At 75.2% G+C, this 26,409-nt stretch carries 29 protein-coding genes; 23 read left to right on the plus strand and 6 right to left on the minus strand.

The features are described 5' to 3' along the window. Positions 1-383: 383 nt before the first annotated feature. The 3 genes from ACH4SE_RS25505 to ACH4SE_RS25515 are packed head-to-tail and all read left to right on the plus strand — an operon-like array spanning position 384 to position 3,020. Positions 384-1,433 (plus strand): ABC transporter ATP-binding protein, encoded by a 1,050-nt coding sequence (locus ACH4SE_RS25505; RefSeq protein ID WP_398545795.1) that lies wholly within the window; start codon positions 384-386, stop codon positions 1,431-1,433. Beyond that, positions 1,430-2,287, plus strand: a complete 858-nt coding sequence (locus ACH4SE_RS25510; protein ID WP_398545796.1) for an ABC transporter permease — start codon at positions 1,430-1,432, stop codon at positions 2,285-2,287. The genes ACH4SE_RS25505 and ACH4SE_RS25510 overlap by 4 nt, the downstream gene beginning before the upstream one ends. Before the next feature lie 34 nt (positions 2,288-2,321). Beyond that, positions 2,322-3,020 carry an LPXTG cell wall anchor domain-containing protein gene (locus tag ACH4SE_RS25515; RefSeq protein ID WP_398545797.1) on the plus strand — a complete coding sequence of 233 codons (699 nt, stop codon included), beginning with the start codon at positions 2,322-2,324 and terminating at the stop codon, positions 3,018-3,020. Positions 3,021-3,088: 68 nt separating this feature from the next. Here ACH4SE_RS25515 and ybaK read toward each other — a convergent pair whose 3' ends face one another. Then, complete coding sequence (ybaK, locus tag ACH4SE_RS25520) at positions 3,089-3,592, minus strand: Cys-tRNA(Pro) deacylase (RefSeq protein ID WP_398545798.1); 504 nt, start codon at positions 3,590-3,592, stop codon at positions 3,089-3,091. Between the two features lie 7 nt (positions 3,593-3,599). Beyond that, entirely contained in the window at positions 3,600-4,322 is a 723-nt protein-coding gene (locus ACH4SE_RS25525) for an LON peptidase substrate-binding domain-containing protein (protein ID WP_398545987.1), read from the minus strand. A gap of 367 nt (positions 4,323-4,689) precedes the next feature. On the opposite strand from ACH4SE_RS25525, the gene ACH4SE_RS25530 reads away from it, so the two are divergent. Further along, positions 4,690-7,236, plus strand: coding sequence for an ATP-dependent Clp protease ATP-binding subunit (locus tag ACH4SE_RS25530; RefSeq protein ID WP_398545799.1), 2,547 nt, complete (start codon positions 4,690-4,692; stop codon positions 7,234-7,236). A gap of 82 nt (positions 7,237-7,318) precedes the next feature. On the opposite strand, the gene ACH4SE_RS25535 is transcribed toward ACH4SE_RS25530, so the two are convergent. Next, a complete protein-coding gene (locus ACH4SE_RS25535) occupies positions 7,319-8,821 on the minus strand; it encodes an oxidoreductase (protein ID WP_398545988.1) in 1,503 nt (500 codons plus the stop codon). Positions 8,822-9,005: 184 nt separating this feature from the next. Here ACH4SE_RS25535 and hisD point away from each other — a divergent pair, with 184 nt between their 5' ends. The 8 genes from hisD (at position 9,006) to hisF (ending at position 14,845) form a co-directional block, all read left to right on the plus strand. Then, positions 9,006-10,319, plus strand: a complete 1,314-nt coding sequence (gene hisD, locus ACH4SE_RS25540) for a histidinol dehydrogenase (protein WP_398545800.1) — start codon at positions 9,006-9,008, stop codon at positions 10,317-10,319. Further along, positions 10,316-11,431 carry a histidinol-phosphate transaminase gene (locus tag ACH4SE_RS25545; protein ID WP_398545801.1) on the plus strand — a complete coding sequence of 372 codons (1,116 nt, stop codon included), beginning with the start codon at positions 10,316-10,318 and terminating at the stop codon, positions 11,429-11,431. Before hisD ends, ACH4SE_RS25545 begins: the two co-directional genes overlap by 4 nt. Positions 11,432-11,445: 14 nt before the next feature. Next, on the plus strand, positions 11,446-12,039 hold the full coding sequence (gene hisB, locus ACH4SE_RS25550) for an imidazoleglycerol-phosphate dehydratase HisB (RefSeq protein ID WP_398545989.1): 594 nt from the start codon (positions 11,446-11,448) through the stop codon (positions 12,037-12,039). Then, the gene (locus tag ACH4SE_RS25555; protein ID WP_398545802.1) at positions 12,036-12,188 is read left to right on the plus strand and encodes a hypothetical protein; all 153 of its coding nucleotides are present in this window, start codon (positions 12,036-12,038) and stop codon (positions 12,186-12,188) included. Before hisB ends, ACH4SE_RS25555 begins: the two co-directional genes overlap by 4 nt. A 3-nt stretch (positions 12,189-12,191) precedes the next feature. Next, positions 12,192-12,836 (plus strand): imidazole glycerol phosphate synthase subunit HisH, encoded by a 645-nt coding sequence (hisH, locus tag ACH4SE_RS25560; protein ID WP_398545803.1) that lies wholly within the window; start codon positions 12,192-12,194, stop codon positions 12,834-12,836. Between the two features lie 73 nt (positions 12,837-12,909). Beyond that, positions 12,910-13,635: a bifunctional 1-(5-phosphoribosyl)-5-((5-phosphoribosylamino)methylideneamino)imidazole-4-carboxamide isomerase/phosphoribosylanthranilate isomerase PriA gene (gene priA, locus ACH4SE_RS25565; protein ID WP_398545990.1), complete on the plus strand. Its 726-nt coding sequence runs from the start codon at positions 12,910-12,912 to the stop codon at positions 13,633-13,635. Continuing rightward, complete coding sequence (locus tag ACH4SE_RS25570; protein ID WP_398545804.1) at positions 13,632-14,090, plus strand: Rid family hydrolase; 459 nt, start codon at positions 13,632-13,634, stop codon at positions 14,088-14,090. Before priA ends, ACH4SE_RS25570 begins: the two co-directional genes overlap by 4 nt. Further along, positions 14,087-14,845 (plus strand): imidazole glycerol phosphate synthase subunit HisF, encoded by a 759-nt coding sequence (gene hisF / locus ACH4SE_RS25575; protein WP_398545805.1) that lies wholly within the window; start codon positions 14,087-14,089, stop codon positions 14,843-14,845. The genes ACH4SE_RS25570 and hisF overlap by 4 nt, the downstream gene beginning before the upstream one ends. A gap of 3 nt (positions 14,846-14,848) precedes the next feature. Here the strand turns inward: hisF and ACH4SE_RS25580 are convergent, their stop codons facing one another. Continuing rightward, entirely contained in the window at positions 14,849-15,451 is a 603-nt protein-coding gene (locus ACH4SE_RS25580) for an O-methyltransferase (protein WP_398545806.1), read from the minus strand. A 108-nt stretch (positions 15,452-15,559) separates the two neighbouring features. On the opposite strand from ACH4SE_RS25580, the gene ACH4SE_RS25585 reads away from it, so the two are divergent. Continuing rightward, positions 15,560-16,165: a helix-turn-helix domain-containing protein gene (locus tag ACH4SE_RS25585; protein WP_398545807.1), complete on the plus strand. Its 606-nt coding sequence runs from the start codon at positions 15,560-15,562 to the stop codon at positions 16,163-16,165. 30 nt (positions 16,166-16,195) lie between these two features. Then, positions 16,196-17,431, plus strand: a complete 1,236-nt coding sequence (locus ACH4SE_RS25590; protein WP_398545808.1) for an MFS transporter — start codon at positions 16,196-16,198, stop codon at positions 17,429-17,431. A 12-nt stretch (positions 17,432-17,443) separates the two neighbouring features. Here ACH4SE_RS25590 and ACH4SE_RS25595 read toward each other — a convergent pair whose 3' ends face one another. Together ACH4SE_RS25595 and ACH4SE_RS25600 are read right to left on the minus strand one after the other, a co-directional pair. Further along, complete coding sequence (locus ACH4SE_RS25595) at positions 17,444-18,076, minus strand: TIGR03085 family metal-binding protein (RefSeq protein ID WP_398545809.1); 633 nt, start codon at positions 18,074-18,076, stop codon at positions 17,444-17,446. Between the two features lie 72 nt (positions 18,077-18,148). Next, positions 18,149-19,084, minus strand: a complete 936-nt coding sequence (locus ACH4SE_RS25600) for a hypothetical protein (protein ID WP_398545810.1) — start codon at positions 19,082-19,084, stop codon at positions 18,149-18,151. Positions 19,085-19,302: 218 nt separating this feature from the next. Between ACH4SE_RS25600 and hisI the strand changes: the two genes are divergently transcribed. The 9 genes from hisI (at position 19,303) to trpA (ending at position 26,389) form a co-directional block, all read left to right on the plus strand. Beyond that, positions 19,303-19,665, plus strand: a complete 363-nt coding sequence (gene hisI, locus ACH4SE_RS25605; protein ID WP_398545811.1) for a phosphoribosyl-AMP cyclohydrolase — start codon at positions 19,303-19,305, stop codon at positions 19,663-19,665. 11 nt (positions 19,666-19,676) lie between these two features. Continuing rightward, positions 19,677-21,200, plus strand: a complete 1,524-nt coding sequence (locus ACH4SE_RS25610; RefSeq protein WP_398545812.1) for an anthranilate synthase component I — start codon at positions 19,677-19,679, stop codon at positions 21,198-21,200. 123 nt (positions 21,201-21,323) lie between these two features. Next, positions 21,324-22,031 (plus strand): TIGR02234 family membrane protein, encoded by a 708-nt coding sequence (locus ACH4SE_RS25615; RefSeq protein WP_398545813.1) that lies wholly within the window; start codon positions 21,324-21,326, stop codon positions 22,029-22,031. A 121-nt stretch (positions 22,032-22,152) separates the two neighbouring features. Next, the gene (locus ACH4SE_RS25620; protein WP_398545814.1) at positions 22,153-22,404 is read left to right on the plus strand and encodes an HGxxPAAW family protein; all 252 of its coding nucleotides are present in this window, start codon (positions 22,153-22,155) and stop codon (positions 22,402-22,404) included. Between the two features lie 189 nt (positions 22,405-22,593). Further along, entirely contained in the window at positions 22,594-23,025 is a 432-nt protein-coding gene (locus ACH4SE_RS25625) for a DUF2752 domain-containing protein (protein WP_398545815.1), read from the plus strand. Between the two features lie 156 nt (positions 23,026-23,181). Then, a complete protein-coding gene (gene trpC / locus ACH4SE_RS25630; protein ID WP_398545816.1) occupies positions 23,182-23,991 on the plus strand; it encodes an indole-3-glycerol phosphate synthase TrpC in 810 nt (269 codons plus the stop codon). A gap of 47 nt (positions 23,992-24,038) precedes the next feature. Further along, positions 24,039-24,224 carry a tryptophan biosynthesis modulator TrpM gene (trpM, locus tag ACH4SE_RS25635; RefSeq protein ID WP_398545991.1) on the plus strand — a complete coding sequence of 62 codons (186 nt, stop codon included), beginning with the start codon at positions 24,039-24,041 and terminating at the stop codon, positions 24,222-24,224. A 93-nt stretch (positions 24,225-24,317) separates the two neighbouring features. After that, on the plus strand, positions 24,318-25,574 hold the full coding sequence (trpB, locus tag ACH4SE_RS25640; protein WP_398545817.1) for a tryptophan synthase subunit beta: 1,257 nt from the start codon (positions 24,318-24,320) through the stop codon (positions 25,572-25,574). Then, entirely contained in the window at positions 25,571-26,389 is an 819-nt protein-coding gene (gene trpA, locus ACH4SE_RS25645) for a tryptophan synthase subunit alpha (RefSeq protein ID WP_398545818.1), read from the plus strand. The genes trpB and trpA overlap by 4 nt, the downstream gene beginning before the upstream one ends. Positions 26,390-26,409: the final 20 nt, after the last annotated feature.

The following is a 26,409-nucleotide window of genomic DNA, read 5'->3' on the forward strand; positions in this document are numbered from 1 at the left end:
GCCGTCAGCCGACGTCGTATCTGCACGGGTGGTGGGGGTGGGAACACCCCGCGCCGCCAGGCGCGGGCACCCCCGCGGCGGGCAAGCCGCCCACGGCCCCCGGGCGGGCACCGCCCGAAGCGTCCCCCCGGCGGCGGGGCAGCCGCCCATGTACCGGCAATTGGCACCGCCCGAGCGCGGCGCCGCCAGGCGCGGGCACCCGCGGTGGGGTGGCCGGACGTCCCGTGGCAGGTGGGGACCGCCCGAGCGTGGCGGGGAAGCCGCTCACGCGTTCCGGGGCGGGCAGCGCGCGACGCGGCGCGGGGCCCCGGGGTGGGGGGCGGGGAGGGCGGGGGCAACCCCGTTGCGGCGGATGCGGGCCGTGCCGCGTAATCTCGGTGTTCGTGAAGACGGGCACGGAGGACGAGGCGCCCCCCGCGGCAGCCGCGGCTCGCGGCGTGGTGTGCAGCGTGCGCGGTCTGGTGAGGACCTACCCCGGGGGGGCCGGGGCGCGTCGTACCGGGTGGCGGCGGAGGCCGGCCGCGGCGGGCGGGTCGGTGCGGGCGAGCGACGGGGTCGATCTCGACGTGCGCCGGGGGGAGCTGTTCGGGATCCTCGGGCCGAACGGGGCCGGCAAGACCACGCTGGTGCGGCAGCTCACGGGGCTGTTGCGCCCGGACGCGGGCAGTATCGACGTGCTCGGGCACGACCTCGTGCGGCACCCGGACCGCGCCGCCCGGCTCATCGGCTACCTCGGCCAGGAGTCGACCGCGCTGGACGAGCTGACCGTCTCGCTCGCCGCCGAGACGACGGGGCGGCTGCGCGGGCTGGACGCCCCGGCCGCGCGGGCGGCCAGGGACGCCGTGCTGGACGAGCTGGAGCTCGGGCCGATCGCCGACCGCCCCGTGAAGCGGCTGTCCGGCGGCCAGCGCCGCCTGGCGTGCTTCGCCGCGACGCTCGTGGGGGAGCGGCCGGTGCTGATCCTCGACGAGCCGACCACCGGTATGGACCCGGTGGCGCGCCGCGCGGTGTGGGCGGCGGTCGGCCGCCGCAGGACCGAGCGCGGCACCACCGTGCTGCTGGTGACGCACAACGTCATCGAGGCGGAGACCGTCCTCGACCGGGTCGCGGTCCTCGACCGCGGCCGGGTCATCGCCTGCGACACCCCGGCGGGGCTGCGGGCGCTGGTCGCGGACGAGGCGCGGCTCGATCTGGTGTGGCGCACCGAGCCGCCGCTCGACCTGCCCTCGGTCGCCGCGCTCCAGCCGCTCGCCGACGTCTCCGGCCGCCGCTGGACGCTGCGCCTGCCGCACGGCCGGGCCCGTGCGGCGATGGCCGACCTGACGGCCGGGCCCGCCTACGCGGCCCTCGACGACATCACCCTGGCGGCACCCAGCCTCGAAGACGTCTACCTGGCCCTGGGCGGCCGTGCGAAGGGCCTGGTGAAGTCATGAGCGGCGAGGAGCTGCCCGTGCCGCCGCGGGGCGGAGTGGGCGTCGTCGCCCAGGGCGGGGCCGAGGAGGAGCCGGGTGCGGCCGCGCCGGCGCCGCTCGCGCCGCGGGCGCGGTTGTGGCCCGCTCTCGGGGCCGTCTACCGGGCGCAGCTGTCGCGGGCGCGTGTCGCCCGTATCCCGCTGCTGTTCGTCGCGACCTTCCAGTCCGTCGGCATCATGGTCATGATGCGGGGGGTCGTGGACGCGGGTGACGGGGAGGCGGCCCGTGCGGTCGTCGCCGGGTCCAGCGTCCTGGTCGTGGCGTTCGTCGCGCTCAACCTGCTCGCCCAGTACTTCGGGCAGCTGCGGGCGTCGGGCGGGCTGGACCACTACGCGACCCTGCCCGTGCCGCCCGCCTCGGTGGTGCTCGGGGCGGCCGGGGCGTACGCGTCCTTCACCGTGCCCGGCACGGTGCTCACCGCGGTCGCCGGGTGCGTGCTCTTCCACCTGACCCTGACGACCGTGTGGGTGCTCGCCGTCGTGATCCCGCTCGCGGGCGCCGCCCTGTCCGGGCTGGGCGCCGCGCTCGGGCTGCTCGCGCCGCGGCAGGAGATCGCGACGCTGTTCGGCCAGCTCGGCATGTCCGCCGCGCTGCTGCTCGGTGTGCTGCCCGCCTCGCACCTGCCCGAGGTCATCCGCTGGCTGCGCGACCTGCTGCCCTCCACGTACGGCGTGCAGGCCTTCGCCCGTACCCTCGGCGGCGCCGGCGGTACGGACTGGGCGGCGGTCGCCGGTGACCTCTCGGTGTGCGCCGGGGTCGGCGTCGTCTCGCTGGCCGTCGCCACCTGGGCCTACCGCAGGGCCGCCTGCCGGTGAGGCGTCGTCCGTACGGACCTGGCACGATGGGCAGGTGACCGCTCCGCTGACTCCCCACGACCACTCGTCGCCCCTGCCGCGCCACCCCGGTGCGGACGGCGGCCCCGGCAAGAGCGGTGACCTCCGGAAGGAGGCGCTCGCGGAGACGGGCCGGGGCGTGCTCACCGCGGTGCTCGTGGCCGTCTGCGGTGTCGCGCTCGGCCTGCTGTGGCTGTGGCTGTCGCCGCGGGTGCCGCTCGTCTCCGACGGCAAGGCGGTCTACCTCAAGGACACCGAGGGCGAGGAGGCGATCGGCGGCGACGGCACCTTCGCGCTCATCGCCGCGGGCCTGGGCCTGCTCACCGGCGCCGTGGTCTTCTGGCGCCGGCGGCAGGGCGGGATCGGCGTCGTCCTCGGCCTCGCGGCGGGCGGGGTGCTGGCGTCCGTCATCGGCTGGCGCATCGGCGTGTGGCTCGGGCCCGACACGAACATCGCCGCGCACGCGATGCGGGTGGGGCCGAAGGTGGTCTTCGACGCGCCCCTCGAACTGCGGGCGAAGTCCGCGCTCGTCGCCTGGCCGGCGGCGGCGATGGTCGTCCACCTGCTCCTGACCTCGGCCTTCGGTCCCCGGGACACCCCGGAGCCTCTTCCGTCCGAGAAGCCCTTCACCCCGTACTGGGCGCCTCCCGCGGGCCCCCCGGCGGCGTCGGGCCCCGCCACTCCGCCCCCTCCGCCGGGGCCGGAGCAGGAGTAGGGCCGCTGCGGCGGGCGTCCGCCGGGGCGCCGGTGGCCGGTCACCGGCCGGCCCCGCGCGGCGATCGCTCAGCCGCGGGCGATGGGGGACGGGACCCCCGAGGTCAGGGCGAGGAGGACGGCGGGCGCGAGCTCGACCTCGAGGCCGCGCTTGCCCGCCGAGACGAAGATCGTGGGGAAGCCGAGGGCGGAGGCGTCCAGGACGGTGGGGAGGGGGCGGCGCTGGCCCAGCGGGGAGATGCCGCCCCGGACGTAGCCGGTCGTGCGCTCGGCCGCGGCGGGGTCCGCCATCGCCGCGCGTTTGCCGCCGGCCGCCGAGGCGAGCGCCTTGAGGTCGAGCGCCCCCGCGACGGGCACCACGGCGACGGTCAGCGCCCCGTCGACCTCGGCGACGAGGGTCTTGAACACGCGCTCCGGGCCGGTGCCGAGCGCCTGTGCGGCCTCCTCGCCGTAGGACAGGCCCGAGGCGGGGTCGTGCTCGTACGCGTGGAGGGTGAAATCCGCGCCGGCCTTCTCCAGCGCGACCGTCGCGGGGGTCCCGCCGCCGGGCGCGCCCTTGCGTTTCTTCGCCATCGTCCCCTCAGTTCGCGCTGATCGGCTGGCTGGTCAGGTCGACCGCGGGCAGCGACGGGAGCTTCTCGATCACCGCGGTCTCGCGGCGCAGCAGCCGCAGCTCGGCGGAGAGCCGGGCGGCGGAGTCCGGCTCCTCCAGCAGCGCCTGTTTGACGGGCGTCTCGGCGATGAGCGCGGCGGCGACCAGGTAGGAGAGGACGGTGGGGTCGTCGGGGAATTCCTGGCCCGGCGAGAGGGTGCGCTCGCGGGCGCCCGCCAGGCGCTTCTGGTAGGTGCCGAAGACCCGGGTGACCTCCGAGGCGAGGGGGCCCGCGCCCCGGCCCGTGGTCTCCGGGATCTCCTCGATCTCCGCGGTGAGGTACGGCCCGCTCAGGTCGAGGGAGAGGAGCTTGAAGCGGATGAGGCCGGTGGCGACGAGCTCGTAGCCGCCGCCGTCCCGCTCGGCGACGCCGGTCGCGTCGGCGATGCAGCCGACGCCGTACAGCGCGGCGAGGGGTTCGGCGCCCAGTCCGGCGGCCGCACCGGTCGCGCGGCCCTCCTGGCCGGTGGGCGCGACCTCCTGGCCGTTCCTGATCGCGACGACGCCGAACCTCCGCGGGGTGCCTTCCGGCAGGGCCAGCAGATCGGCGACAAGGGCGCGGTAGCGGTCCTCGAAGACGTTCAGCGGGAGGACGAGGCCCGGGAAGAGGGTGGTGCCCAGGGGGAAGAGCGGAATCCTGTCGGTCACAATGAGCCAGCGTACGGGGGCGGGCCGCCCCCGCGCTCCCCTGTTCCGCGGGACGGCTTCCCGGGGGGCGGGCGGGACGGCTGGGGCTCCTGTCGCGCCGCCGGGCCGCGCCGGGCGCGGGACCGCGCACGCCGTGCCGGCCGGGCGGACCCCGGCCCCCCGCGGGCGGCGCTGACGCGGAGGGCGCGTCCCGCACGGACGTCCCCGCCGGCCCGATATGCCGGGACAGCCACGGAATGTCATCGTGGCATGAGGACGCCCCGCCCGGGTACGCGGCGGGGAGTCAGGTGTCAGCCCGGTGCCGGCACGCGCTGCCGCGCCGGGCGGCCACGGCGGCGAGGGCCCGTACGGGCCAGCGAGGGAAACCACGATGACCAACGGATTCATGGGCCCCGAGGACGATCCCTTCGGCGACTTCTTCGCCCGCTTCTTCGGCGGCCGCCCGCCCGCTCCCCGGCAGGTCGACATCAGCAGGCTGCTCAGCCGGCCCGCCCGGGAGCTGGTGGAGGGCGCCGCGCAGTACGCGGCCGACCACGGCCGGCGGGACCTGGACACCGAGCACCTGCTGCGCGCGGCGCTCGCGGCCGAGCCGACCCGGGACATGCTCAGCCGGGCGGGCGCCGATCCGGACGCGCTGGCCTCGCAGATCGACGAGCGCTCCGGGCCCCCGCACGAGCCGGACGACTCCGCGCCCGCCGCGCTGTCGCTGACGCCCGCCGCCAAGCGCGCGCTGCTGGACGCCCACGAGCTGGCGCGGGCCTCGGGCGCCGGCTACATCGGGCCCGAGCACCTGCTGGGCGCGCTCGCCGCCAACCCGGAATCGGCCGCCGGGCACATGCTCAACGCCGCCCGGCTCGCCGCCGCCGGCCTGCCCTCCGAGCAGGGCGCCGGCGCGGCGCCCGCGGGCGGGACGCGGACGCAGGGGCAGCCCGGCGGCGGCCCCTCCGGTACGCCGACCCTCGACCAGTACGGGCGGGACCTCACCGAGCAGGCGCGGCAGGGGCGTATCGACCCGGTGATCGGGCGCGACCAGGAGATCGAGCAGACCATCGAGGTGCTGTCGCGGCGCGGCAAGAACAACCCGGTGCTGATCGGCGACGCGGGCGTCGGCAAGACCGCCGTCGTCGAGGGCCTCGCGCAGCACATCGCGGACGGGGACGTGCCGGACACGCTCGCCGGCCGCCGGGTCGTCGCACTGGACCTGACCGCGGTCGTCGCGGGCACCCGTTACCGCGGCGACTTCGAGGAGCGGATGAACGCCATCGTGGGCGAGATCCGCGCCCATTCCGACGAACTGGTCATCTTCATCGACGAGCTGCACACCGTCGTCGGCGCGGGCGGCGGGGGCGCAGAGGGCGGCTCCATGGACGCCGGGAACATCCTCAAGCCGGCCCTCGCCCGCGGCGAGCTGCACATCGTGGGCGCCACCACGCTGGAGGAGTACCGCCGGATCGAGAAGGACGCGGCGCTCGCCCGCCGCTTCCAGCCGATCCTGGTCCCCGAGCCGTCCGTCGCCGACACCCTGGAGATCCTGCGCGGGCTGCGCGACCGCTACGAGGCGCACCACCAGGTCCGCTACACCGACGAGGCGCTCGACGCCGCCGTCGAGCTGTCCGACCGCTACCTGACCGACCGGCGGCTGCCGGACAAGGCCATCGACCTCATCGACCAGGCGGGCGCCCGGGTACGGCTGCGGTCGCGCACCAAGGGCACCGGCGTACGGGCCATGGAGCGCGAGGCCGAGCAGCTGGCGCGGGACAAGGACCAGGCCGTCGCCGACGAGCAGTACGAGCGGGCCACGCAGCTGCGCGACCGCCTCGCCGAGCTGAAGCGGCGGATCGCCGAGGCCGGGGACGACGGGCGGGCCGACGAGGGCCAGGACCTGGAGGTGACCCCGGAGGCCGTCGCCGAGGTCGTCTCGCGGCAGACCGGCATCCCGGTCAGCAGCATCACGCAGGAGGAGAAGGACCGGCTGCTCGGCCTGGCCGAGCACCTGCACCGGCGGGTGGTCGGCCAGGACGAGGCGGTGTCGGTGGTCGCCGACGCGGTGCTGCGCTCGCGCGCGGGCCTCGGCAGCCCGGACCGCCCGATCGGCAGCTTCCTCTTCCTGGGCCCGACCGGCGTCGGCAAGACCGAGCTGGCCCGCGCGCTCGCCGAGGCGCTGTTCGGCGAGGAGGACCGGATGGTCCGGCTGGACATGAGCGAGTACCAGGAGCGGCACACCGTCAGCCGGCTGGTCGGCGCCCCGCCCGGATACGTCGGCCACGAGGAGGCCGGGCAGCTCACCGAGACCGTACGGCGGCACCCCTACTCGCTGCTGCTGCTCGACGAGGTCGAGAAGGCGCACCCGGACGTCTTCAACATCCTGCTCCAGGTGCTCGACGACGGCCGGCTCACCGACTCCCAGGGCCGCACCGTGGACTTCACCAACACCGTCGTCGTCATGACCAGCAACCTCGGCTCCGAGGCGATCGCCCGGCGCGGGGCCGCGATCGGCTTCGGCGGCGGCGCGGACGCCGACGAGGAGGCCCGGCGCGAGCAGATCCTGCGGCCGCTGCGGGAGCACTTCCGGCCGGAGTTCCTCAACCGGATCGACGAGATCGTCGTCTTCCGCCAGCTCGACGCGGAGCAGCTGCGGCAGATCACGGACCTGCTGCTGGAGCAGACCCGGCGGCTCATGCGCGCCCAGGGCGTCGGGGTGGACTTCACCCCCGCCGCGGTGGACTGGCTCGCGCGGCGCGGCTACCAGCCGGAGTACGGGGCGAGGCCGCTGCGGCGGACCATCCAGCGCGAGGTGGACAACCGGCTGTCCCGCCTGCTCCTCGACGGCCGGGTCGGCGAGGGCGGCGGTGTCACCGTCGACGCCGCCGACGACCGCCTGACCTTCACCACCCGGGAGAGCCCGGCCTCCTCCTGACCCTCCCGCCGCGCCCGCGCCGCGGGGCGGCCGTCAGGGGCGCCGGGAACCGCGCGTACGACCCGCCGGCCGCCCGCCGCGGTCAGGTGCCGCGGCGCAGCAGGCGGCTCGCCCCCGCGGCGGCGGTCGTGGCGAGCATCCAGCCGAGGAGGGTGAGGGCCGACGCGACCCACTGGGCGGAGCCCGCTTCGCGCCAGGCGTTGTCCTGGCCGAGGTCGATCACGGGCAGCAGGAGGTCGAGGGCGTAGAGGGGCGGGCTCCAGTGGGGGCGGTAGCCGCCGGCGTCGGCGGGCTGCGGGGCCCTGTGGAGGCCGAAGTAGAGCGCGCCCAGGGCCCACAGCAGGGCCATCCAGACGGCGGCGCGGCCGGGCCGGTAGCCGTAGCCGACCGTCACGTCCTGGATCCAGCCCCAGACGCGCCCGGCGAGCGGGAGCGTCTCGCGGCGGCGGCGCTGGCGGGCGAGCAGCACCTCGCGGGCCTCGGCGTCCTCGCCCGCGGTGCGCAGGGCGGCGGCGAGGCGCTCGTAGGGTTCGGGGCGGAATTCGGGGGTGGCCGCCTGGAGCCATTCCAGGCGGGCGCGCAGCGGGAACTCGGCGAGCGGGGTGAGGGTGTCGTACGTGAAGCTGGTGATGCGCACCCGGCCGGGGCCGGGCCACGCGCCGGGGGAGTCGTTGAGCTTGCCGACCGTGCCGGAGACGGCGACGGTGCAGTCCGGGGCCCGGCGCAGCCGCCAGCACAGCTCGGGGGTCTGGATGCGCCGGAGCGAGACCTGCTGCTCGGCGGTGGAGGACAGGAAGCGGGCCCGGGAGATGACGAGGGCGTTGCCGAAACGCCCGTCGTCGAGGCGCAGGCCGCCGTGGCAGGTGAAGTCGCGGATCTCCGGTTCGGAGGGCCCGGCGCCGGGCAGCCGCCCGCCGGAGAGGTAGAGGGTGTGCTCGACGGTGATGCGGGCGGCGTTGAGGGCCTGCCGCCCGCCGGGGTTGCGCAGCCTCGCCCCGCGCAGGCTGAGGCGGCCGCCGATCCGGGCGCTGCGCAGGCTCAGCTCGCCGGTGACGTCGACGAGCTCGGCTTCCAGGTCCTGCCCGACGGTGAGCCCGTCGGCGGCGACGGCGCGCGGGGAGCGGCCGGGGCGGACGGCGGCCCCGTTGAGCAGCAGGTCGGTGCCGATGTGCGCGTCGGTCAGCCGCACGCCGCCGGTGATCCGGCACTGTGGCAGGTGCAGGTCGCCGCTGATCTGGAGCCGGGCCGCCTCCAGCCGCGGGATGCGGCAGCGCACCAGCCGCATGCTGCCGGCCCGGCACTCCTGGAGCATCAGCTGCTCGTCGAAGCGGCAGTCGTCGAGCTGGACGTAGGGCGTGACGGTGGCACCCGAGAGCATCAGCCGCCCGCTCACCCGCACCCCGGCGAGCTTGAGCGCGGCGACCCGGCCGGGCGCGGCCGGGGGCCCGTCGAGCAGCAGCTCGGCGACGGCCTGCCCCCGTACCGTACGGTCGGCGCCCCACGCGGGGCCGTCGAGGGGGTCGTCCTGTGCGGGGTCCCCGGTGCGCAGGTCCAGGGTGCGGCCCTGCCGGAAGGCCTCCCACATGCGCTGTTCGACGGCCGTCCACTCCGGCGGCGCCCCCGCCCCGCGCGCGGCGTCACTCACCGGCGTCCCCTCCCCGTAGCCCGACGCGCTCACGCTAGCGCCGACCGGCCGGGGGCGGGACCGGCCGTATCACGGAGTGGATGGCGCGACCAGGGCACGTGTCCGGGTCTCTACACTTGGCAGCGTGATCTCCCGAATCGATCTGCGCGGCGCCGCCTTCCCCGAGGGCGGGATCGACCGCGACCTGCTGCCCCGTGCCGACTTCGACGTGGAGGCCGCCCTCGAGGCTGTGCGGCCCATCTGCGACGACGTACGGCATCGCGGCTCGGCGGCGGTGCTCGACTTCGGGGAGCGCTTCGACGGGGTGCGCCCCGACGCGCTGCGGGTGCCGGCGCAGGCGCTCGCGGACGCGCTGGCGGAGCTGGACCCGGCGGTGCGGGCGGCGCTGGAGGAGTCGATCCGGCGGGCCCGCCTGGTGCACCACGAGCAGCGGCGCACCGACGTCACGACGCAGGTCGTGCCCGGCGGCTCGGTCACCGAGCGGTGGGTGCCGGTGCGGCGGGTCGGGCTGTACGTGCCCGGCGGCATCGCCGTCTACCCGTCCTCCGTGGTGATGAACGTGGTGCCGGCCCAGGAGGCGGGCGTCGAGGGCATCGCGGTGTCCTCGCCCGCGCAGAAGGAGTTCGGCGGCCTGCCGCACCCGACGATCCTGGCGGCGTGCGCGCTGCTCGGCGTCACCGAGGTGTACGCGGCGGGCGGCGCCCAGGCCGTGGCGATGTTCGCGTACGGCACCGAGGACTGCCGCCCGGTCGACCTGGTCACCGGCCCCGGCAACATCTACGTGGCCGCCGCCAAGCGGCTGCTCAAGGGCCGGATCGGCATCGACGCCGAGGCCGGGCCCACCGAGATCGCGATCCTCGCCGACGACTCCGCGGACCCCGCCTTCGTCGCCGCCGACCTGATCAGCCAGGCCGAGCACGACCCGCTGGCCGCCGCGGTGCTGGTCAGCACCTCCGCGGAGCTGGCCGACGCGGTCGACAAGGAGCTGGACGCGCAGGTCGCCGCCGCGCGGCACCGCGAGCGGATCACGGCCGCGCTGTCCGGCCGGCAGTCCGCGACCGTGCTGGTCGACACGCTCGCCCAGGGGCTGGAGGTGGTCGACGCCTACGCCGCCGAGCACCTGGAGATCCAGACCCGGGACGCGGCTGCCGTGGCCGCCCGGGTGCGCAACGCGGGCGCGGTCTTCGTCGGCCCGCACGCCCCCGTCTCGCTCGGCGACTACTGCGCCGGGTCCAACCACGTGCTGCCCACCGGCGGCTGCGCCTGCCACTCGTCGGGCCTGTCCGTGCAGTCCTTCCTGCGCGGCATCCACGTCGTCGACTACTCCCGCGACGCCCTGGCCGGTGTCGCCGACCACGTCGTGACGCTCGCGAACGCCGAGGACCTGCCGGCGCACGGCGCCGCGGTGCAGATCAGGTTCGGGGGTGCGCAGGCATGACCCGCAGCACCCGTATCGACGATCTGCCCATCCGCGACGAGCTGCGCGGCAAGTCCCCGTACGGCGCGCCGCAGCTCGACGTGCCGGTGCGGCTCAACACGAACGAGAACCCGTACCCGCTGCCCGACGCCCTCGTCGCCCGGATCGCCGAGCGCGTCGCCGAGGCCGCCCGCGGCCTCAACCGCTACCCGGACCGGGACGCGGTCGAGCTGCGCACCGCGCTCGCGGCGTACCTCACCCGGACCGCGGGCCACGCGGTGACCGCGGAGCAGGTGTGGGCGGCCAACGGCTCCAACGAGATCATCCAGCAGCTGCTGCAGACCTTCGGCGGCCCCGGCCGCCGGGCGGTCGGCTTCGAGCCGTCGTACTCGATGCACGCGCTGATCTCCCGCGGCACCGGCACCGGCTGGATCTCCGGACCGCGCGGTGACGACTTCACGATCGACGTCGCCGCAGCCGTCGCGGAGATCGCCGAGCGCCGCCCCGAGGTGGTGTTCGTGTGCTCGCCCAACAACCCGACCGGCACGGCGGTCTCCGCCGAGACCGTCGTGGCGCTGTACGACGCGGCGCAGGCCGCGGGCCCGTCGCTGGTCGTGGTCGACGAGGCGTACGGCGAGTTCTCGCACCAGCCGTCGCTGCTGCCGCTCATCGAGGGCCGTCCCCAGCTGGTGCTGACCCGTACGATGTCCAAGGCCTTCGGCGCCGCCGGACTGCGGCTCGGCTACCTCGCCGCCGACCCGGCGGTGGTGGACGCGGTGCAGCTCGTCCGGCTGCCCTACCACCTGTCGGCCGTGACCCAGGCCACCGCGCTCGCCGCGCTGGAGCACACCGACACGCTGCTCGGCTACGTCGAGCAGCTCAAGGCCGAGCGGGACCGGCTCGTGCGCGAGCTGGTCGCGACCGGCTACGACGTCACCGCGTCGGACGCGAATTTCGTGCAGTTCGGGATCTTCGCCGACAACCGCGCCGCCTGGGAGGCGATCCTCGCGCACGGCGTGCTGGTCCGGGACCTCTCGGTGCCCGGCCGGCTGCGGGTCTCGGTCGGCACCCCGGCCGAGAACGACGCGTTCCTCGACGCGGCGCGCGCGGTCTTCAAGGAGCACACAGCATGACGGAGGAGACGCGCATGAGCCGCGTGGGCCGCATCGAGCGCACCACCAAGGAGACCTCGGTGGTCGTCGAGCTCGACCTGGACGGCACCGGGCAGGTGTCCGTGTCCACCGGCGTCGGTTTCTACGACCACATGCTCGACCAGCTCGGCCGGCACGGACTGTTCGACCTGTCGGTCAAGACCGAGGGCGACCTGCACATCGACACCCACCACACCATCGAGGACACCGCCCTCGCGCTCGGTGCCGCCTTCAGGCAGGCGCTCGGCGACAAGGTGGGCATCTACCGCTTCGGCAACTGCACCGTCCCGCTCGACGAGTCGCTCGCGCAGGTCACGGTCGACCTCTCCGGCCGCCCGTACCTGGTGCACACCGAGCCGGAGAACATGGCGCCGATGATCGGCTCGTACGACACCACGATGACCCGGCACATCCTGGAGTCCTTCGTCGCCCAGGCGCAGATCGCGCTGCACGTCCACGTGCCCTACGGGCGCAACGCGCACCACATCGTCGAGTGCCAGTTCAAGGCCCTCGCCCGCGCCCTGCGGTACGCCAGCGAGCGTGACCCGCGGGCGGCGGGAATCCTGCCGTCGACGAAGGGCGCGCTGTGAACAAGGGGTCGTATCTCTTCCTGCTGCTGGGGCTCTTCCTTGCGGGAGGCGTCTACTCGTTCTGGCAGCAGAAGCAGTCGAGGAGCCTGATCGTGCTGATGGCCATCGGCTCGGCGATGTCGCTGGTCGCCGGTCTGCTCCAGATCTGAGGGGTGAGCGTGGCAAGCAAGAGCGTGGTCGTCCTGGACTACGGCTTCGGCAACATCCGCTCCGCCGAGCGCGCCCTCGCGCACGCCGGGGCCGACGTCGAGATCACCGCGGACTTCGACAGGGCGATGGCCGCCGACGGGCTGCTGGTGCCGGGCGTGGGCGCCTTCGCGGCGTGCATGGCCGGGCTGAAGGCGGTGCGCGGCGACTGGATCGTGGACCGGCGGCTGGCCGGCGGGCGGCCCGTGATGGGCATCTGCGTCGGCATGCAGATCCTCTTCGCCCGCGGTATCGAGCACGGTGTGGAGACCGAGGGCCTCGACGAGTGGCCCGGTACGGTCGAGCCGCTGCGGGCACCCGTCGTCCCGCACATGGGCTGGAACACCGTGAAGGCCCCCGGGGACTCCCGGCTGTTCGCCGGCACGGACGCCGACACCCGCTTCTACTTCGTGCACTCCTACGCGGTGCGCCGCTGGGAGATGGACGAGCGCAACGACCGCATCCGCAGCCCGCAGGTGACCTGGTCCACGCACGGCGAGCCGTTCGTCGCCGCGGTGGAGAACGGGCCGCTGTGGGCCACGCAGTTCCATCCGGAGAAGTCCGGCGACGCCGGTGCGCAGCTGCTGCGCAACTGGCTCGGAACCTTCTAGGCCCGGCGCCGCCGCCCGGAGCCACCGCTCACCCATCACCCGAGGACGCTGCCCGATGACCACGCCGCCCACGCTGCCCACGCTCGAACTGCTCCCCGCCGTCGACGTCCGCGACGGCCAGGCCGTACGCCTCGTGCACGGCGAGTCCGGCTCCGAGACGTCGTACGGCGATCCGCTGACCGCCGCGCTCGCCTGGCAGAGCGCGGGCGCGGAGTGGCTGCACCTGGTGGACCTCGACGCGGCCTTCGGCACCGGGGACAACCGGGCGCAGATCGCCGAGGTCGCCCGCAGCATGGACATCAAGGTCGAGCTGTCCGGCGGCATCCGCGACGACGACACGCTCGCCGCGGCCCTCGCCACCGGCTGCACGCGCGTCAACCTGGGCACCGCGGCGCTGGAGTCCCCGGAGTGGGTCGCCAAGGTCATCGCGCAGCACGGCGACAAGATCGCGGTGGGCCTCGACGTACGCGGCACCACCCTGCGCGGCCGCGGCTGGACGCGCGACGGCGGCGACCTCTACGAGACGCTGGCCCGCCTGGACTCCGAGGGCTGCGCCCGCTACGTCGTGACCGACATCAACAAGGACGGCACGCTCCAGGGCCCCAACCTGGAGCTGCTGTCCGGCGTGTGCGCGGCCACCGACCGCCCGGTCGTCGCGTCCGGCGGTGTGAGCAGCCTGGACGACCTGCGCGCTCTGGCCTCGCTCGTCCCGCAGGGCGTGGAAGGCGCGATCGTGGGAAAGGCACTCTACGCGAAGGCGTTCACGCTCGAAGAGGCCCTGGAGGCTGTGTCGCGATGACCCCCGAACCCGCAGTACGGCGTGAGCAGTCCGGCGATCCTCTGGAGGAGGCGTACGGTTTCGCGCACGCCGTCGCCGCGGGGGACAGGGTCCTGGTGTCCGGCACCCTGCCGGTCGTCGACGGCGAGGTGCGCGGCGAGGGCAGCCCGTACGAGCAGGCGCTGCTGGCGCTGCGCAACGCGCTCGCCGCGCTCGAACCCTTCGGCCTGGGGGCGGAGAGCGTCGTCCGCACGCGGCTGTACCTGAGCCATGCCCGGGACGCCGACGACGTGGGCCGCGCCCACGCCGAGGTGCTCGGCGCGGTCCGCCCGGCGGCCACGATGCTGGTGGTGGCCGGCTTCACGGACTCCCGGGTGCTGGTGGAAGTGGAAATCGAAGCGTTCCGCGCACCGCGGGAGGACCGCGCAGGCCGCGCGGAACGAGAAGAACCGGAAGACCCAGGAGATCCCGCATGACACTCGCCGTACGCGTCATCCCCTGTCTGGACGTGGACGGTGGACGGGTCGTCAAGGGCGTCAACTTCCAGAACCTGCGTGACGCCGGCGACCCCGTCGAAATGGCCCGCCTCTACGACGCCCAGGGCGCCGACGAGCTGACCTTCCTCGACATCACCGCCTCCTCCGGCGACCGCGAGACCACCTACGACGTGGTGCGCCGCACCGCCGAGCAGGTCTTCATCCCGCTCACCGTGGGCGGCGGGGTGCGCAGCGCCGACGACGTCGACAAGCTGCTGCGGGCCGGCGCCGACAAGGTCGGCGTCAACACCGCGGCCATCGCGCGGCCCGAGCTGCTGCGGGAGATCGCCGAGCGCTTCGGGCGCCAGGTGCTCGTGCTGTCGGTGGACGCCCGGCGGACCGCCTCCGGCGAGGGCTTCGAGGTCACCACGCACGGCGGCCGGAAGGGCACGGGCATCGACGCGATCGAGTGGGCCGAGCGGGCCGCCGAACTGGGCGCGGGCGAGATCCTGCTCAATTCGATGGACGCCGACGGCACGAAGGACGGCTACGACACGGAGATGATCGCTGCGGTCCGCGCCCGGGTGTCGGTGCCGGTGATCGCTTCCGGCGGCGCGGGCCGCCTCGGCGACTTCGCGCCGGCCGTCGCGGCGGGCGCGGACGCGGTGCTCGCGGCGTCCGTCTTCCACTTCGGCGACCTGCGCATTCCCGAGGTCAAGTCGGCGCTGCGGGAGGCGGGCCACCCCGTCCGGTAGCGCTCAGCCGCCGGTCCGGGTGCAGACCAGCGTTGCCAGGTCGGGGGCCAGCGGGATCTCCACCGTGCGCAGCGCCGGGTGCTCCAGCCAGTGCAGGCGGGCCGTGTCCGGGACGCCGTCGTGGACGGGCGGGGCGCCGCGCGAGGGCGTGAAGTCGTCGATGACCAGGACACCGCCCGGGGTGAGCAGGGACAGCGGGTCGGCGGCGGCTCCGCCCTTGGCCTGGCCGCCGCCGTCGAGGACGAGCAGGTCGAAGGGGCCGTCCGCGGCGATCGCCGTCCAGTCGCCCCGCCGCACGGTGACCGCGGGCGAGAGCGGCGCGAAGAGCTCCGCCGCCGCCTGCGCGCGGCCCGCGTCCTGCTCGACGCTCACGGCGGTGGCGCCGCCCCGCATGCCGGAGACGAGCCAGGCCAGGCCCACCCCGCAGCCGGTTCCGGTCTCGCCGATGCGCCGCGCGCCCGCGGCGAGCGCTTGCAGCAGCCGGCCCTGCTCGGGGCGGCAGGAATAGGGGAAGTCCAGCCGGGTCGCGGTCCGGGCCGCGCGCTCCACGAGGGGCGGCAGGTCGCCGGGGCCGCTGAGGTGTGCGCGGGTGCCGTCGAGGGACATGGCGGCATCCTGCCCTGCCGCCGGGGGCGGAGGGGCGCGGTCGGACGAGAAAGAAAAGTTGCACAAATACAGTTGCGCAATATTTTTTTCGTATCTAGCCTCGGAAGGGTGAGCGACCAGGACAGCACCCCCGCCGACACGTACCGGATCACCGACCTCGACGCGCTCAAGGTCTTCACCCACCCCCTGCGGATCCGCCTCTACCGGGCCCTCTTCACCGCCCGCAGCGCCACCGCCTCGCATCTGGCCGACCAGGTCGACGAGGCCGTCTCGCTGGTCAGCTACCACCTGCGGAAGATGGCCGCGCACGGCTTCATCACCGAGGACCCGGGCCACGGCACGGACGGCCGGGAGCGCTGGTGGAAGGTCTCCACCGACCGCGGCTGGTCCTTCCGCAGCGCCGACTTCGCCGACCGCCCGGAAGGCGCCGCCGTCCTCGCCACGGTGACCCGCCAGCTGCTCGCCACCCGCGCGGAGCGCTACGAGCACTTCCTCGACCAGCAGCAGGCGTGGGGGCGGGAGTGGACCGACGCCTCCTTCTCCTCCGAGTTCATGCCGCTCCTCACGGCCGCCGAACTCCAGGAGATGGCCGACGAGATCACCGCGCTGATGCAGCGCTGGGCCGACCGGGGCCGGGCCGCCGAGGACGCCGGCGACACCGCGGGCCGCGAACACGTCGCGGTGCAGATGTACGGCTTCCCCTTCCGCCCCTGAGCCCCCGCTCCCGACGTCAGGAGTCCGGCCATGGCACAGACCGCGACGGCCGCCGCGACCGGCGGCCGGCCCGTCCACCGCGACGGCAACGTGCTGCGGTGGCTCACCGCCTACACCGCCTCGATGCTCGGCGACTCCGTCTACTTCGTCGCCCTCGGCTTCGCCGCGGCCCGGGCCGTGCCCGACGCGCAGGTCGGCCTGGTCATGGCGGCCGGCGCGGTGCCGCGGGCGCTGCTCATGCTCGGCGGGGGAGTGGCCGCCGACCGCTTCGGCCCGCGCCGGGTCGTCGTCGGCAGCGACGCCGTGCGCTGCGTGCTGATCCTCGCCGCCGCGGCCGGTGTCGCGGCGGCGTCGCCCGGGATGTGGCTGCTGGTCGCGCTGGCGCTCGCCTTCGGCGTGGTGGACGCCCTGTTCATGCCCGCCGTGGGCGCCCTGCCGCCGCGTATCACCACCGCCGACCAGCTCGTCCGGCTCCAGGGCCTGCGCGCGCTCGTGGTGCGGCTCGGGCAGGTCGCCGGGCCGCCCGCGGGCGGGCTCGCCATGGGCCTGGGCGGTGCCGGCACGGCCTTCCTGGTGGCCGGGCTGCTGTTCGCGGTGTCCGTGCCGCTGCTGCTCGGCACCCGTATCGACCCCGGCCCGCGGCCGGCGGCCGCACGGGCGCCCGCGGCGCGGGAGCTGCGCGACGGCCTCGGCTACGTCCGGCGGCACCCGCTGGTCGGCCCGCTCGTGCTGTCCGGTGCCCTGTGCGAACTGGGCCTGGCCGGGCCGCTGAACGTCGGCATGGTGCTGCTCGCCGAGCGGCGCGGCTGGGGCGCGAGCGGCTACGGCTGGGTGATCGCCGCGTTCGGCGCCGGCGCCGCCCTGAGCTCGGCGCTGCTGGCGGCCCGCGGGCGGATACCGCGGGCGGGGGCCGTGCAGATCGCCGCGCTGCTGGTGGGGGCCGCGGCGACCGGCCTCATCGGGATCGTGCCCGCGCTCACCGCCGCGGCCGCGACGGCCTTCGTGGCCGGGCTGGTCTGCGGAATCTGCGGGGGGCTCGCGACCGCGCTCGTCCAGACCGCCGTCGAACCCGGCTACCTCGGCCGGGTCACCTCGGTCATGAGCCTGACCGGCTTCGGCCTCGCCCCCCTGGCCTATCCGCTCTTCGCGGCCGCCGCGGGCGCGCTGGGCCCCTCGCCGGTCTTCCTGGCCAGCGCGCTGCTCGCGGCTCTCGGCGGGGCCTTCACGGCCTTCCTGCCGGCCGTGCGCTCCGCCGAACTCCCGTGACGGCGGGGGCGCTCAGACGCCGAGCTCGGCGACCGCCGCCCTGCCCACCGCCTCCGCCTCGCCCTCGGCGCGGACGTCCGCGACGGCCTGCCGCCCGAAGGCGTACATCGTCAGCTCGGCCGGCTCGCCGGTGACGGTCACGACGGGCGAGCCGCGGTGCGCCACGACCGTCTGGCCGTCCGGGCGGCGCAGTACCAGGCCGACGGGGGAGCGGCGGCCGAAGAGGCGCGCGGCGCGCTCCAGCCGCTTCCAGAGCGCGTCCGCGAAGACCGGGTCGATCTCCCGGGGGGTCCACTGCGGCTGCGCGCGCCGCACGTCCTCGGTGTGGACGTAGAACTCCACGGTGTTGGACGCCTCGTCCAGCTGCTTGAGGGCGAAGGGCGACAGCCGCGGCGGCCCCGTCCGGATCAGCCGGATCAGCTCGGCGTACGGGCGCTCCGCGTACTCGCGGCGGACCCTTTCGAGCCGGTCCGCGAGCCGCGGCACGACCAGGCCGGCCGCCGCGTCGCCGCGGCGTTCGCGCACGACGACGTGGGCGGCCAGGTCCCGGGTCGTCCAGTTCCCGCAGAGCGTCGGCGCGTCGGGGCCGGACGCCTCCAGCAGGTCGGCGAGGAGCAGACGTTCACGCTGCGCATGGGTCGTCATGACGCCAGGTTAGAACCCCGGCGCCGCTCCCGCCCGCTCCCCGCGCCCGGGCGCGTTGCGCCGTGCGCCGCGCTACCGCAGCTTCCTGGTGAGCTTCTTGCCGTTGGTGCCGTCGTTGATGCTGAGCGCGCAGGTGACCGTCTTGCGGCCCTGGATCTCGTACGTCACCAACTGCGGGTAGAGCACGTACTCGTAGTACTCCTTGCCGTCCGCCGGGGCGTGCGCCTTGGCGTCGGCCTTGCACAGGTCGAAGGCCTTGTCCTGGATCTGCTGCTCGGAGGCGAAGGTCCCCGACAGCGTCTTGGTGGCGACCGACTGCGCGTCGTGCGGCGTCGTGCAGGACACGACCTGGACCTCGTCGATGGTGTGCGTCATCGACGGGGCGTTGAAGCACTTGCCCGGGTCGACCACGATGTAGGCGATGTCCTGGGAGTCCGAGGCGGACGGGTCCGGCCCGTCGGAGTCGTCGCTGGGGAAGTCCGTCGGCAGGTCGAGGCTCGGGAAGTCCGTGGGCAGGCTGAACGTCGGTGACGGGATGTCGGTCGGCAGGTCCGAGGGCATGTCCGACACGGACGGCACCGATATCGTCGTCGTGTTCTTCGCGCTCGGCTTCTTGCCGTCGTCGCCGCCGCTCGCGGCGACCGCGACACCGATGACCGCGGCGACGACCGCGACCGCGCCGACGGCTATCCAGACGTTGCGCTTGGTGTTGTTCGGGGGCGGCGGAGGCGGCGGGAAGCCGCCCGGCCCGTAACCGCCCTGCCCGAAGCCGCCGCCCTGCGGCGGGCCACCGTAGCCGCCGTCACCGGGGTAGCCGTAGCCCCCGCCGGGAGGGGCCGGGGGTCCGGCGGGCCCGGGCGGGCCGAAGCCGCCGCCCTGCTGCGGGTAGCCGTAGCCGTCGTTCGGGGGAGGGGGAGGCGGCGGGCCGAAGCCCTGGGGCGGGCCGAAGCCGCCGCCCTGGTCGGGGGGCGGCTGCGGGCCGTTGTGCGGAGGCGGTGGAAAACCCATGCAGGAAGGATGCCCCATACGGGTGACGGTCGCGAGTAACAACCCCGCGACAGCTTGGCTACAGTCAATCTCCTTATCCCCTTTGCCGGTTATTGACGCCGGTGCGCGTTTTCCACCTCCGCGCGGGGGTACGGATCCGGCCACTCCCGCGTCCCGCGTCCGCACCCGGTCCGGCATCCGGACACGCCATTTCCGCCCACACCCCGGGCGGCGGCATCATGGGACGCATGTCGCAGCTCGACCCCGCCGTCGCCGCCCGCCTCAAGCGCACCGCAGACGGCCTGGTGCCCGCCATCGCCCAGCAGTACGACACCGGTGAGGTGCTGATGCTCGGCTGGATGGACGACGAGGCGCTGCACCGCACCCTGACCACCGGCCGCTGCACGTACTGGAGCCGCAGCCGCGGCGAGTACTGGACCAAGGGCGACACCTCGGGGCACGTGCAGCACGTGAAGTCCGTCGCGCTGGACTGCGACGGCGACACCGTGCTGGTGCGGGTCGACCAGGTCGGCGCCGCCTGCCACACCGGGGACCGCACGTGCTTCGACGCGGACGTCCTGCTGCCCGCACCGGGCCAGTAAGGTCTGCGGCCATGGACCTGGACACGTTCCGCAAGCTCGCGGTCGACCGCCGCGTCATCCCGGTCAGCCGCCGCCTCCTCGCGGACGGCGACACCCCGGTCGGGCTCTACCGCAAGCTCGCCGCCGAGCGTGTCGGCACCTTCCTGCTGGAATCCGCCGACACCAGCTCCAACGGCGGTTCCGGCGGCGGCTCCTGGTCCCGCTACAGCTTCGTCGGGGTGCGCTCCGCGGCGACGCTGACCGTACGCGACGGGCGGACCCACTGGCTCGGCTCCCCGCCGGTCGGCGTGCCCGTCGACGGCGACCCGCTCCAGGCGCTGCGCGCCACCGTCGACGCGCTGCACACCCCGCGCGACCTCACGGCCGGCATGCCGCCCTTCACCGGCGGCATGGTCGGCTACCTCGGCTACGACATCGTGCGCCGCCTGGAGCGCATCGGCGACAGCACCCACGACCCGCTCGGCCTGCCCGAGCTGACCATGCTGCTCACCTCCGACCTGGCGGTGCTCGACCACTGGGACGGCACCGTGCTGCTGATCGCCAACGCGATCAACCACAACGACGAGGACACCGGTGTCGACGAGGCCTACGCCGACGCCGTCGCCCGCCTCGACGCGATGCAGGCCGACCTGGGACGGGCCCTGCCGCAGCCGCCCGCCGAACTGCCCGCCTCCGTCGACTTCCCCGTCAGCTGGGACTTCGGCGGCGCGGACTACCAGGGCGCGGTCGAGGACATCAAGGAGCGCATCCACGCGGGCGAGGCCTTCCAGGTCGTCGTCTCGCAGCGGATGACGACCGAGTGCCGGGCGAGCGCCCTCGACGTCTACCGGGTGCTGCGCACCACCAACCCCTCGCCGTACATGTACCTGCTGCGGCTGGAAGGCTTCGACGTGGTCGGCTCCAGCCCCGAGGCGCTCGTCAAGGTCGCGGACGGGCAGGCCATGGTGCACCCCATCGCCGGCACCCGGCCGCGCGGCACCACCCCGCAGGCCGACGCGGCGCTCGCCGAGGAACTGCTCGCCGACCCCAAGGAGCGCGCCGAGCACCTCATGCTCGTCGACCTGGGGCGCAACGACCTGGGGCGGGTGTGCGAGCCGGGCAGCGTCGAGGTCGTCGACTTCATGGCGATCGAGCGCTACTCGCACGTCATGCACATCGTCTCGACCGTCACCGGCCGGGTGGCCGAGAACCGCACCGCCTTCGACGTGCTCACCGCGTGCTTCCCGGCCGGCACCCTGTCGGGTGCGCCGAAGCCGCGCGCCATGCAGATCATCGAGGAGCTGGAGCCCGTCCGCCGCGGCGTCTACGGCGGCTGCGTCGGCTACCTGGACTTCGCCGGGGACTCCGACACCGCGATCGCCATCCGCACCGCGGTGCTGCGCGACGGCGTCGCCTACGTGCAGGCGGGTGCGGGCGTGGTGGCCGACTCCGACCCGGAGGCGGAGGACACCGAGTGCCGCAACAAGGCGGCGGCGGTACTGCGCGCGGTCGCGATCGCCAACCACATCACGCCCTCCCCGCAGCCCGGACGGTGAGGCCGCCGGGGCCGGCCGCGGCTCCCGCCCCGGCCCCGCCGCCGTGGCGTCCCGGTGCGTCCGGCCGGCGCCGCGGCGGGCCCCGGTCGCCGGAGCCGGTCCGCGGCAGGGGATAGTGGTGGGGTGACCTCCGTCCCGCGCCAGTCCGCCGCCGAAGAGACCGCCGCCCCTCCCACCGCCGCCCCCGCATCCGCGCCCGCCGCCGGGGCCGCGCGGCGCGCCGGGACGCGCAGCCTCGCGGCCGCGCTGCTCATGGGGGCGCTCGGGGCGGGCCTGGTCCTGGTCGCCGCCGGCAAGACCTGGTCGCGCGGCTACGCCGCCTTCGGTGAGACCAACCTCCCCGTGCACGCCAGCGGCACCGACACCACCGCGCTGCCCGGCGCCCTCGCGCTCGTCGGCCTGGCCTCGCTGGTCGCCGTCTTCGCCGTCCGCCGTACCGGACGCTACGTCGTCTCGGCGCTGCTCGCCCTCAGCGGCCTCGGCACGGTGGTGTCCGCCCTCGCCCGGCGCGGCAGCCACGCGGCCGTGAACGAGGCCGCCGCCACCACCGCGGGTCTCGCGCACGACACCGCCCGGCACGTCACCGCCACCGGCTGGCCCTTCGTCTCCGTCGCCGGCGGGCTGCTGCTGCTCGCCGCCGGGCTGCTCGCGCTGCGCCACGGACCGTCCTGGCCCGCGATGTCCACCCGCTACGACCGTCCCGGAGCCGCCCGCCCGGTGCGCGCCCGCGCCGCCGCGGCCGCCCGGCCCGCGCCCGTCGACCCCGACCGCGCCGAGGACCTGTGGAAAGCCCTGGACCGGGGCGAGGACCCGACGGAGTCCGCCGGCTGAGACCGGAGCCACACCCCGGCGCGCCCACCCCGCTGCACGTTCCGCCCCCGGTACGCGCAACAATGGGGGGCGGAGCAGGAGGCGAAGGTCGCCCCCGAGTGCGAGCATCAGGGAGTTCTTCATGGCGGCCCACTACGACCACGGACACACCCCGGCCGCCTGGACCGGCGTGATCATCTCCTTCGTCGGCTTCTGCGCGGCCGGCGTGTTCATCGTGGCCGCGGACCCGGTCCCGTTCTGGATCAGCATGGGCGTGGTCCTCCTCGGCCCCCTGGTCGGCGGCATCATGAAGTCCATGGGCATGGGCCGCACGTCCCAGGTCACCGTCCCGGCGGCAGTGACCGAGCGCGAGAAGGCCGCCGCCGGCGCCTGACCCGCCGGGGCCCCGCCCCACCCCTCGTCCGGCGCAGCCGTCCGCCCCCTCGCGGGGCGCGCGTGCTGCGCCGCCGTGTTGTCCGGGCGCCGGCGCGCCGCGGGGCGGCCCCCGGGGGCGCGGGTGCCGCGTCACCCGTGCGGGGCTCTCGCGGTGCCGGCCGGCGGGGCGGAGGGCAGGATCGGGAGGGTGAGCCGTGCCGCAGCCGCCGCCCCCGCTCCCGCCCCCGCGCGGGGCGGGATCGCCGTGCCGCTCGGTGTGCTCGGCGCCGTCGTCGCCGCCTTCGGCTACGTCGCCGCCGTCGACCCGAACCAGCCGGGCCACTACCCCGTGTGCCCGCTGCTGCACTACACGGGCCTGTACTGCCCCGGCTGCGGCGGCCTGCGCGGCGCCCACGCGCTCGCCCGCGGGCACCTCGGCACCGCCCTGGGCTGCAACGCCGCCGCCGTCGCGGGATACGCCGTCCTCGCCGTCGTCTGGACGCTGTGGTTCACGCGCACGCTGCGGGGGCGCCGCTTCGACCCCGCCCTGCCGCCCGCCGCGCTCTACGCCCTGTGCGGGCTGCTGCTGGCCTTCACCGTCGTGCGGAACCTGCCCTTCGGGGCGGCGCTCGCGCCCTGAGCGGGAGCCTGCCGGGGCAAGATTGTCCAGGTGGTGGGACCGCGGATCACCGGATGCGGGCTGCCGGGCACCTGCCCGATACCATCGACTGAGCCGGGGGTCACCGCCACTGGCCTGATCGTTTCGCTGTACGGCCGGCCGAAAGGGAGCTGTCGCGTGAGTGTGCTCGACGAGATCATCGACGGAGTCCGTGCCGACCTCGCCGAGCGGCAGGCTCGCGTGTCCCTCGACGAGCTCAAGGAGCGCGCCGCCAAGGCCCGTGACGCCAAGGACGGTGTCGCGGCGCTCCGCGGCGACGCCGTGAAGGTCATCTGCGAGGTCAAGCGCTCCAGCCCGTCCAAGGGCGCGCTCGCCGCGATCGCCGATCCCGCGGGCCTCGCCGCCGACTACGAGGCGGGCGGCGCGGCCGTCATCAGCGTCCTCACCGAGCAGCGCCGCTTCGGCGGCTCCCTCGCCGACCTGGAGGCGGTCCGCTCCAAGGTCGACATCCCCGTCCTGCGCAAGGACTTCATCGTCACCGCCTACCAGCTGTGGGAGGCCCGCGCCTACGGGGCGGACCTCGCGCTGCTCATCGTGGCGGCCCTCGACCAGCCGGCGCTGGTCTCGCTCATCGAGCGCGCGGAGTCGATCGGCCTCACCCCGATCGTCGAGGTGCACGACGAGGAGGAGGTCGCGCGGGCGGTCGACGCCGGCGCGCGCGTCATCGGCGTCAACGCGCGCGACCTCAAGACCCTCCAGGTCGACCGCGGGAACTTCGGGCGCATCGCGCCCGAGATCCCCGACCACATCGTGAAGATCGCGGAATCCGGGGTCCGCGGGCCCCACGACCTCATCGCCTACGCCAACGACGGGGCCGACGCGGTGCTCGTGGGCGAGTCCCTCGTCACCGGCCGCGACCCCCGCACCGCGGTCGCCGACCTCGTCGCCGCCGGCGCCCACCCGGCCCTCCGGCCGGGCCGCGACTGACCCCGCCCCCGGGAGCCCGCTCGCCGGCAGGAGGCGGGCAGCGCTCCATAGGGCGCGCCCGGCACGGTAAAGTGCCTCTCATGTCATTGGACGTACGGCTGGCGCGCGGATGCCGGCCCCGGGGGTGCCGGGCGCCGGCGCGCCGGGTGCTGGGGCGGCGCGTGCGGTACGTCATCGGGTGCGAACCCGGTCAGGTGAACGGCAGGCGATGGCGCCGCGGCTCAGCCGCGTGAGCAGCCACGCCGTACGCGTACGGCCCGTTCACCGCGCCCCGCGGGCAGGAAGCCCGCGCGCGGCGCGTACGTACACCTGACCAGGGGACACCCATGCCAGCAGAGCACGACTTCTTCCTCCCCGACCCGGAGGGCAGCACCCCCAGCGCCGAGGGCTACTTCGGCGCGTTCGGCGGCAAGTTCATCCCGGAGGCGCTCGTCGCCGCCGTGGACGAGGTCGCCGCCGAGTACGAGAAGGCGAAGGCGGACCCCGCCTTCGCCGCCGAGCTGAACGAGCTCCAGGCCAACTACACCGGCCGCCCGAGCGCGCTCACCGAGGTGCCGCGGTTCGGCGCCGAGGCGGGCGGCGCCCGGGTCTTCCTCAAGCGCGAGGACCTGAACCACACCGGCTCCCACAAGATCAACAACGTGCTGGGCCAGGCCCTGCTCACCCGGCGGATGGGCAAGACCCGCGTCATCGCCGAGACCGGAGCGGGGCAGCACGGTGTGGCCACGGCCACCGCGTGCGCGCTCTTCGGCCTGGAGTGCACGATCTACATGGGCGAGGTCGACACCCGGCGGCAGGCCCTGAACGTGGCGCGGATGCGCATGCTCGGCGCCGAGGTGGTCTCGGTCACCTCGGGCAGCCGCACGCTCAAGGACGCCATCAACGAGGCCTTCCGGGACTGGGTCGCCAACGTCGACCGCACCCACTACCTCTTCGGTACGGTCGCCGGCCCGCACCCCTTCCCGGCGCTGGTGCGCGACTTCCACCGGGTCATCGGCGTCGAGGCCCGCCGCCAGCTGCTGGAGCGCACCGGGCGGCTGCCCGACGCGGCGGTCGCGTGCGTCGGCGGCGGCTCCAACGCGATGGGCCTCTTCCACGCCTTCCTGCCGGACGCGGACGTCCGGCTGGTCGGCTGCGAGCCGGCCGGCCACGGTGTGGCGACCGGCGAGCACGCGGCGACACTGACCGCGGGCGAGCCCGGCATCCTGCACGGCTCGCGTTCGTACGTGCTCCAGGACGACGAGGGCCAGATCACCGAGCCGTACTCGATCTCGGCCGGGCTCGACTACCCGGGCGTCGGCCCCGAGCACGCCTTCCTCAAGGACAGCGGCCGGGCCGAGTACCGCGCGGTGACCGACGACGCGGCCATGCAGGCGCTGCGCCTGCTGTCGCGCACCGAGGGCATCATCCCGGCCATCGAGAGCGCGCACGCGCTGGCGGGCGCGCTGGAGCTGGGCCGCGAACTGGGCCCGGAGGCCCTGCTGCTGGTCAACCTCTCCGGACGCGGCGACAAGGACATGGACACCGCGGCCCGCTACTTCGGGCTGTACGACACCGACGGTGCTGAGGGGGCGGCCAAGTGAGCGGCACGATCGAACTGCTGGACAGAACGCTCGCGGACGCCAGGGCCGAGAACCGCGCCGCGCTGATCGCGTACCTCCCGGCGGGCTTCCCGACCGTCGACGGCGGCATCGAGGCGGTCAAGGCGGCCTTCGACGGCGGCGCCGACATCGTCGAGGTCGGGCTGCCGCACAGCGACCCGGTGCTGGACGGCCCGGTCATCCAGACCGCCGACGACATCGCGCTGCGCGGCGGCGTGCGCATCGCCGACGTGCTGCGCACCGTGCGCGAGGCGCACGCGGCCACCGGCAAGCCGGTGCTGGTCATGACGTACTGGAACCCCGTCGACCGCTACGGCGCCGAGCGCTTCGCGGCGGAGCTGGCCGAGGCGGGCGGCGCCGGGTGCATCCTGCCCGACCTGCCGGTCGAGGAGTCCGGGACGTGGCGGAAGGCGGCCGCCGAGCACGGTCTCGGGACGGTCTTCGTCGTCGCGCCCTCCAGCCGCGACGAACGGCTCGCGCGGATCACCGCGGCGGGCTCCGGCTTCGTCTACGCGGCCTCGCTCATGGGCGTGACCGGCACCCGGGCGAGCGTCGGCGAGCAGGCGGCCGACCTGGTGCGGCGCACCCGCGCCACGACCGGTCTGCCGGTGTGCGTCGGCCTCGGGGTGTCGAACGCCGCGCAGGCCGCCGAGGTCGCGGGCTTCGCCGACGGCGTCATCGTCGGCTCGGCCTTCGTCAAGCGGATGCTGGACGCCGGCGACGACCTGGCCGCCGGGCTCGCCGGGGTCCGCGCGCTGGCCGCCGAACTGGCCGAGGGCGTACGCAAGCGGGGCTGACGATCACCCGGGGGAGCGGT

Source organism: Streptomyces sp. NPDC020983 (genome assembly GCF_044333485.1).
Classification (GTDB): domain Bacteria; phylum Actinomycetota; class Actinomycetes; order Streptomycetales; family Streptomycetaceae; genus Actinacidiphila.

Coding starts and splice junctions, on each gene's coding strand:
- ACH4SE_RS25595 (WP_398545809.1), bottom strand. CDS start 18,076: ATGACGACCCATGCGCAGCGTGAACGTCTGCTCCTCGCCGACCTGCTG.
- ybaK (WP_398545798.1), bottom strand. CDS start 3,592: ATGGCGAAGAAACGCAAGGGCGCGCCCGGCGGCGGGACCCCCGCGACG.
- ACH4SE_RS25580 (WP_398545806.1), bottom strand. CDS start 15,451: ATGTCCCTCGACGGCACCCGCGCACACCTCAGCGGCCCCGGCGACCTG.
- ACH4SE_RS25570 (WP_398545804.1), top strand. CDS start 13,632: ATGACCCCCGAACCCGCAGTACGGCGTGAGCAGTCCGGCGATCCTCTG.
- ACH4SE_RS25610 (WP_398545812.1), top strand. CDS start 19,677: ATGGACCTGGACACGTTCCGCAAGCTCGCGGTCGACCGCCGCGTCATC.
- ACH4SE_RS25620 (WP_398545814.1), top strand. CDS start 22,153: ATGGCGGCCCACTACGACCACGGACACACCCCGGCCGCCTGGACCGGC.
- hisI (WP_398545811.1), top strand. CDS start 19,303: ATGGGACGCATGTCGCAGCTCGACCCCGCCGTCGCCGCCCGCCTCAAG.
- ACH4SE_RS25600 (WP_398545810.1), bottom strand. CDS start 19,084: ATGGGTTTTCCACCGCCTCCGCACAACGGCCCGCAGCCGCCCCCCGAC.
- ACH4SE_RS25530 (WP_398545799.1), top strand. CDS start 4,690: ATGACCAACGGATTCATGGGCCCCGAGGACGATCCCTTCGGCGACTTC.
- ACH4SE_RS25545 (WP_398545801.1), top strand. CDS start 10,316: ATGACCCGCAGCACCCGTATCGACGATCTGCCCATCCGCGACGAGCTG.
- ACH4SE_RS25510 (WP_398545796.1), top strand. CDS start 1,430: ATGAGCGGCGAGGAGCTGCCCGTGCCGCCGCGGGGCGGAGTGGGCGTC.
- ACH4SE_RS25535 (WP_398545988.1), bottom strand. CDS start 8,821: ATGTGGGAGGCCTTCCGGCAGGGCCGCACCCTGGACCTGCGCACCGGG.
- trpB (WP_398545817.1), top strand. CDS start 24,318: ATGCCAGCAGAGCACGACTTCTTCCTCCCCGACCCGGAGGGCAGCACC.
- hisB (WP_398545989.1), top strand. CDS start 11,446: ATGAGCCGCGTGGGCCGCATCGAGCGCACCACCAAGGAGACCTCGGTG.
- hisF (WP_398545805.1), top strand. CDS start 14,087: ATGACACTCGCCGTACGCGTCATCCCCTGTCTGGACGTGGACGGTGGA.
- ACH4SE_RS25590 (WP_398545808.1), top strand. CDS start 16,196: ATGGCACAGACCGCGACGGCCGCCGCGACCGGCGGCCGGCCCGTCCAC.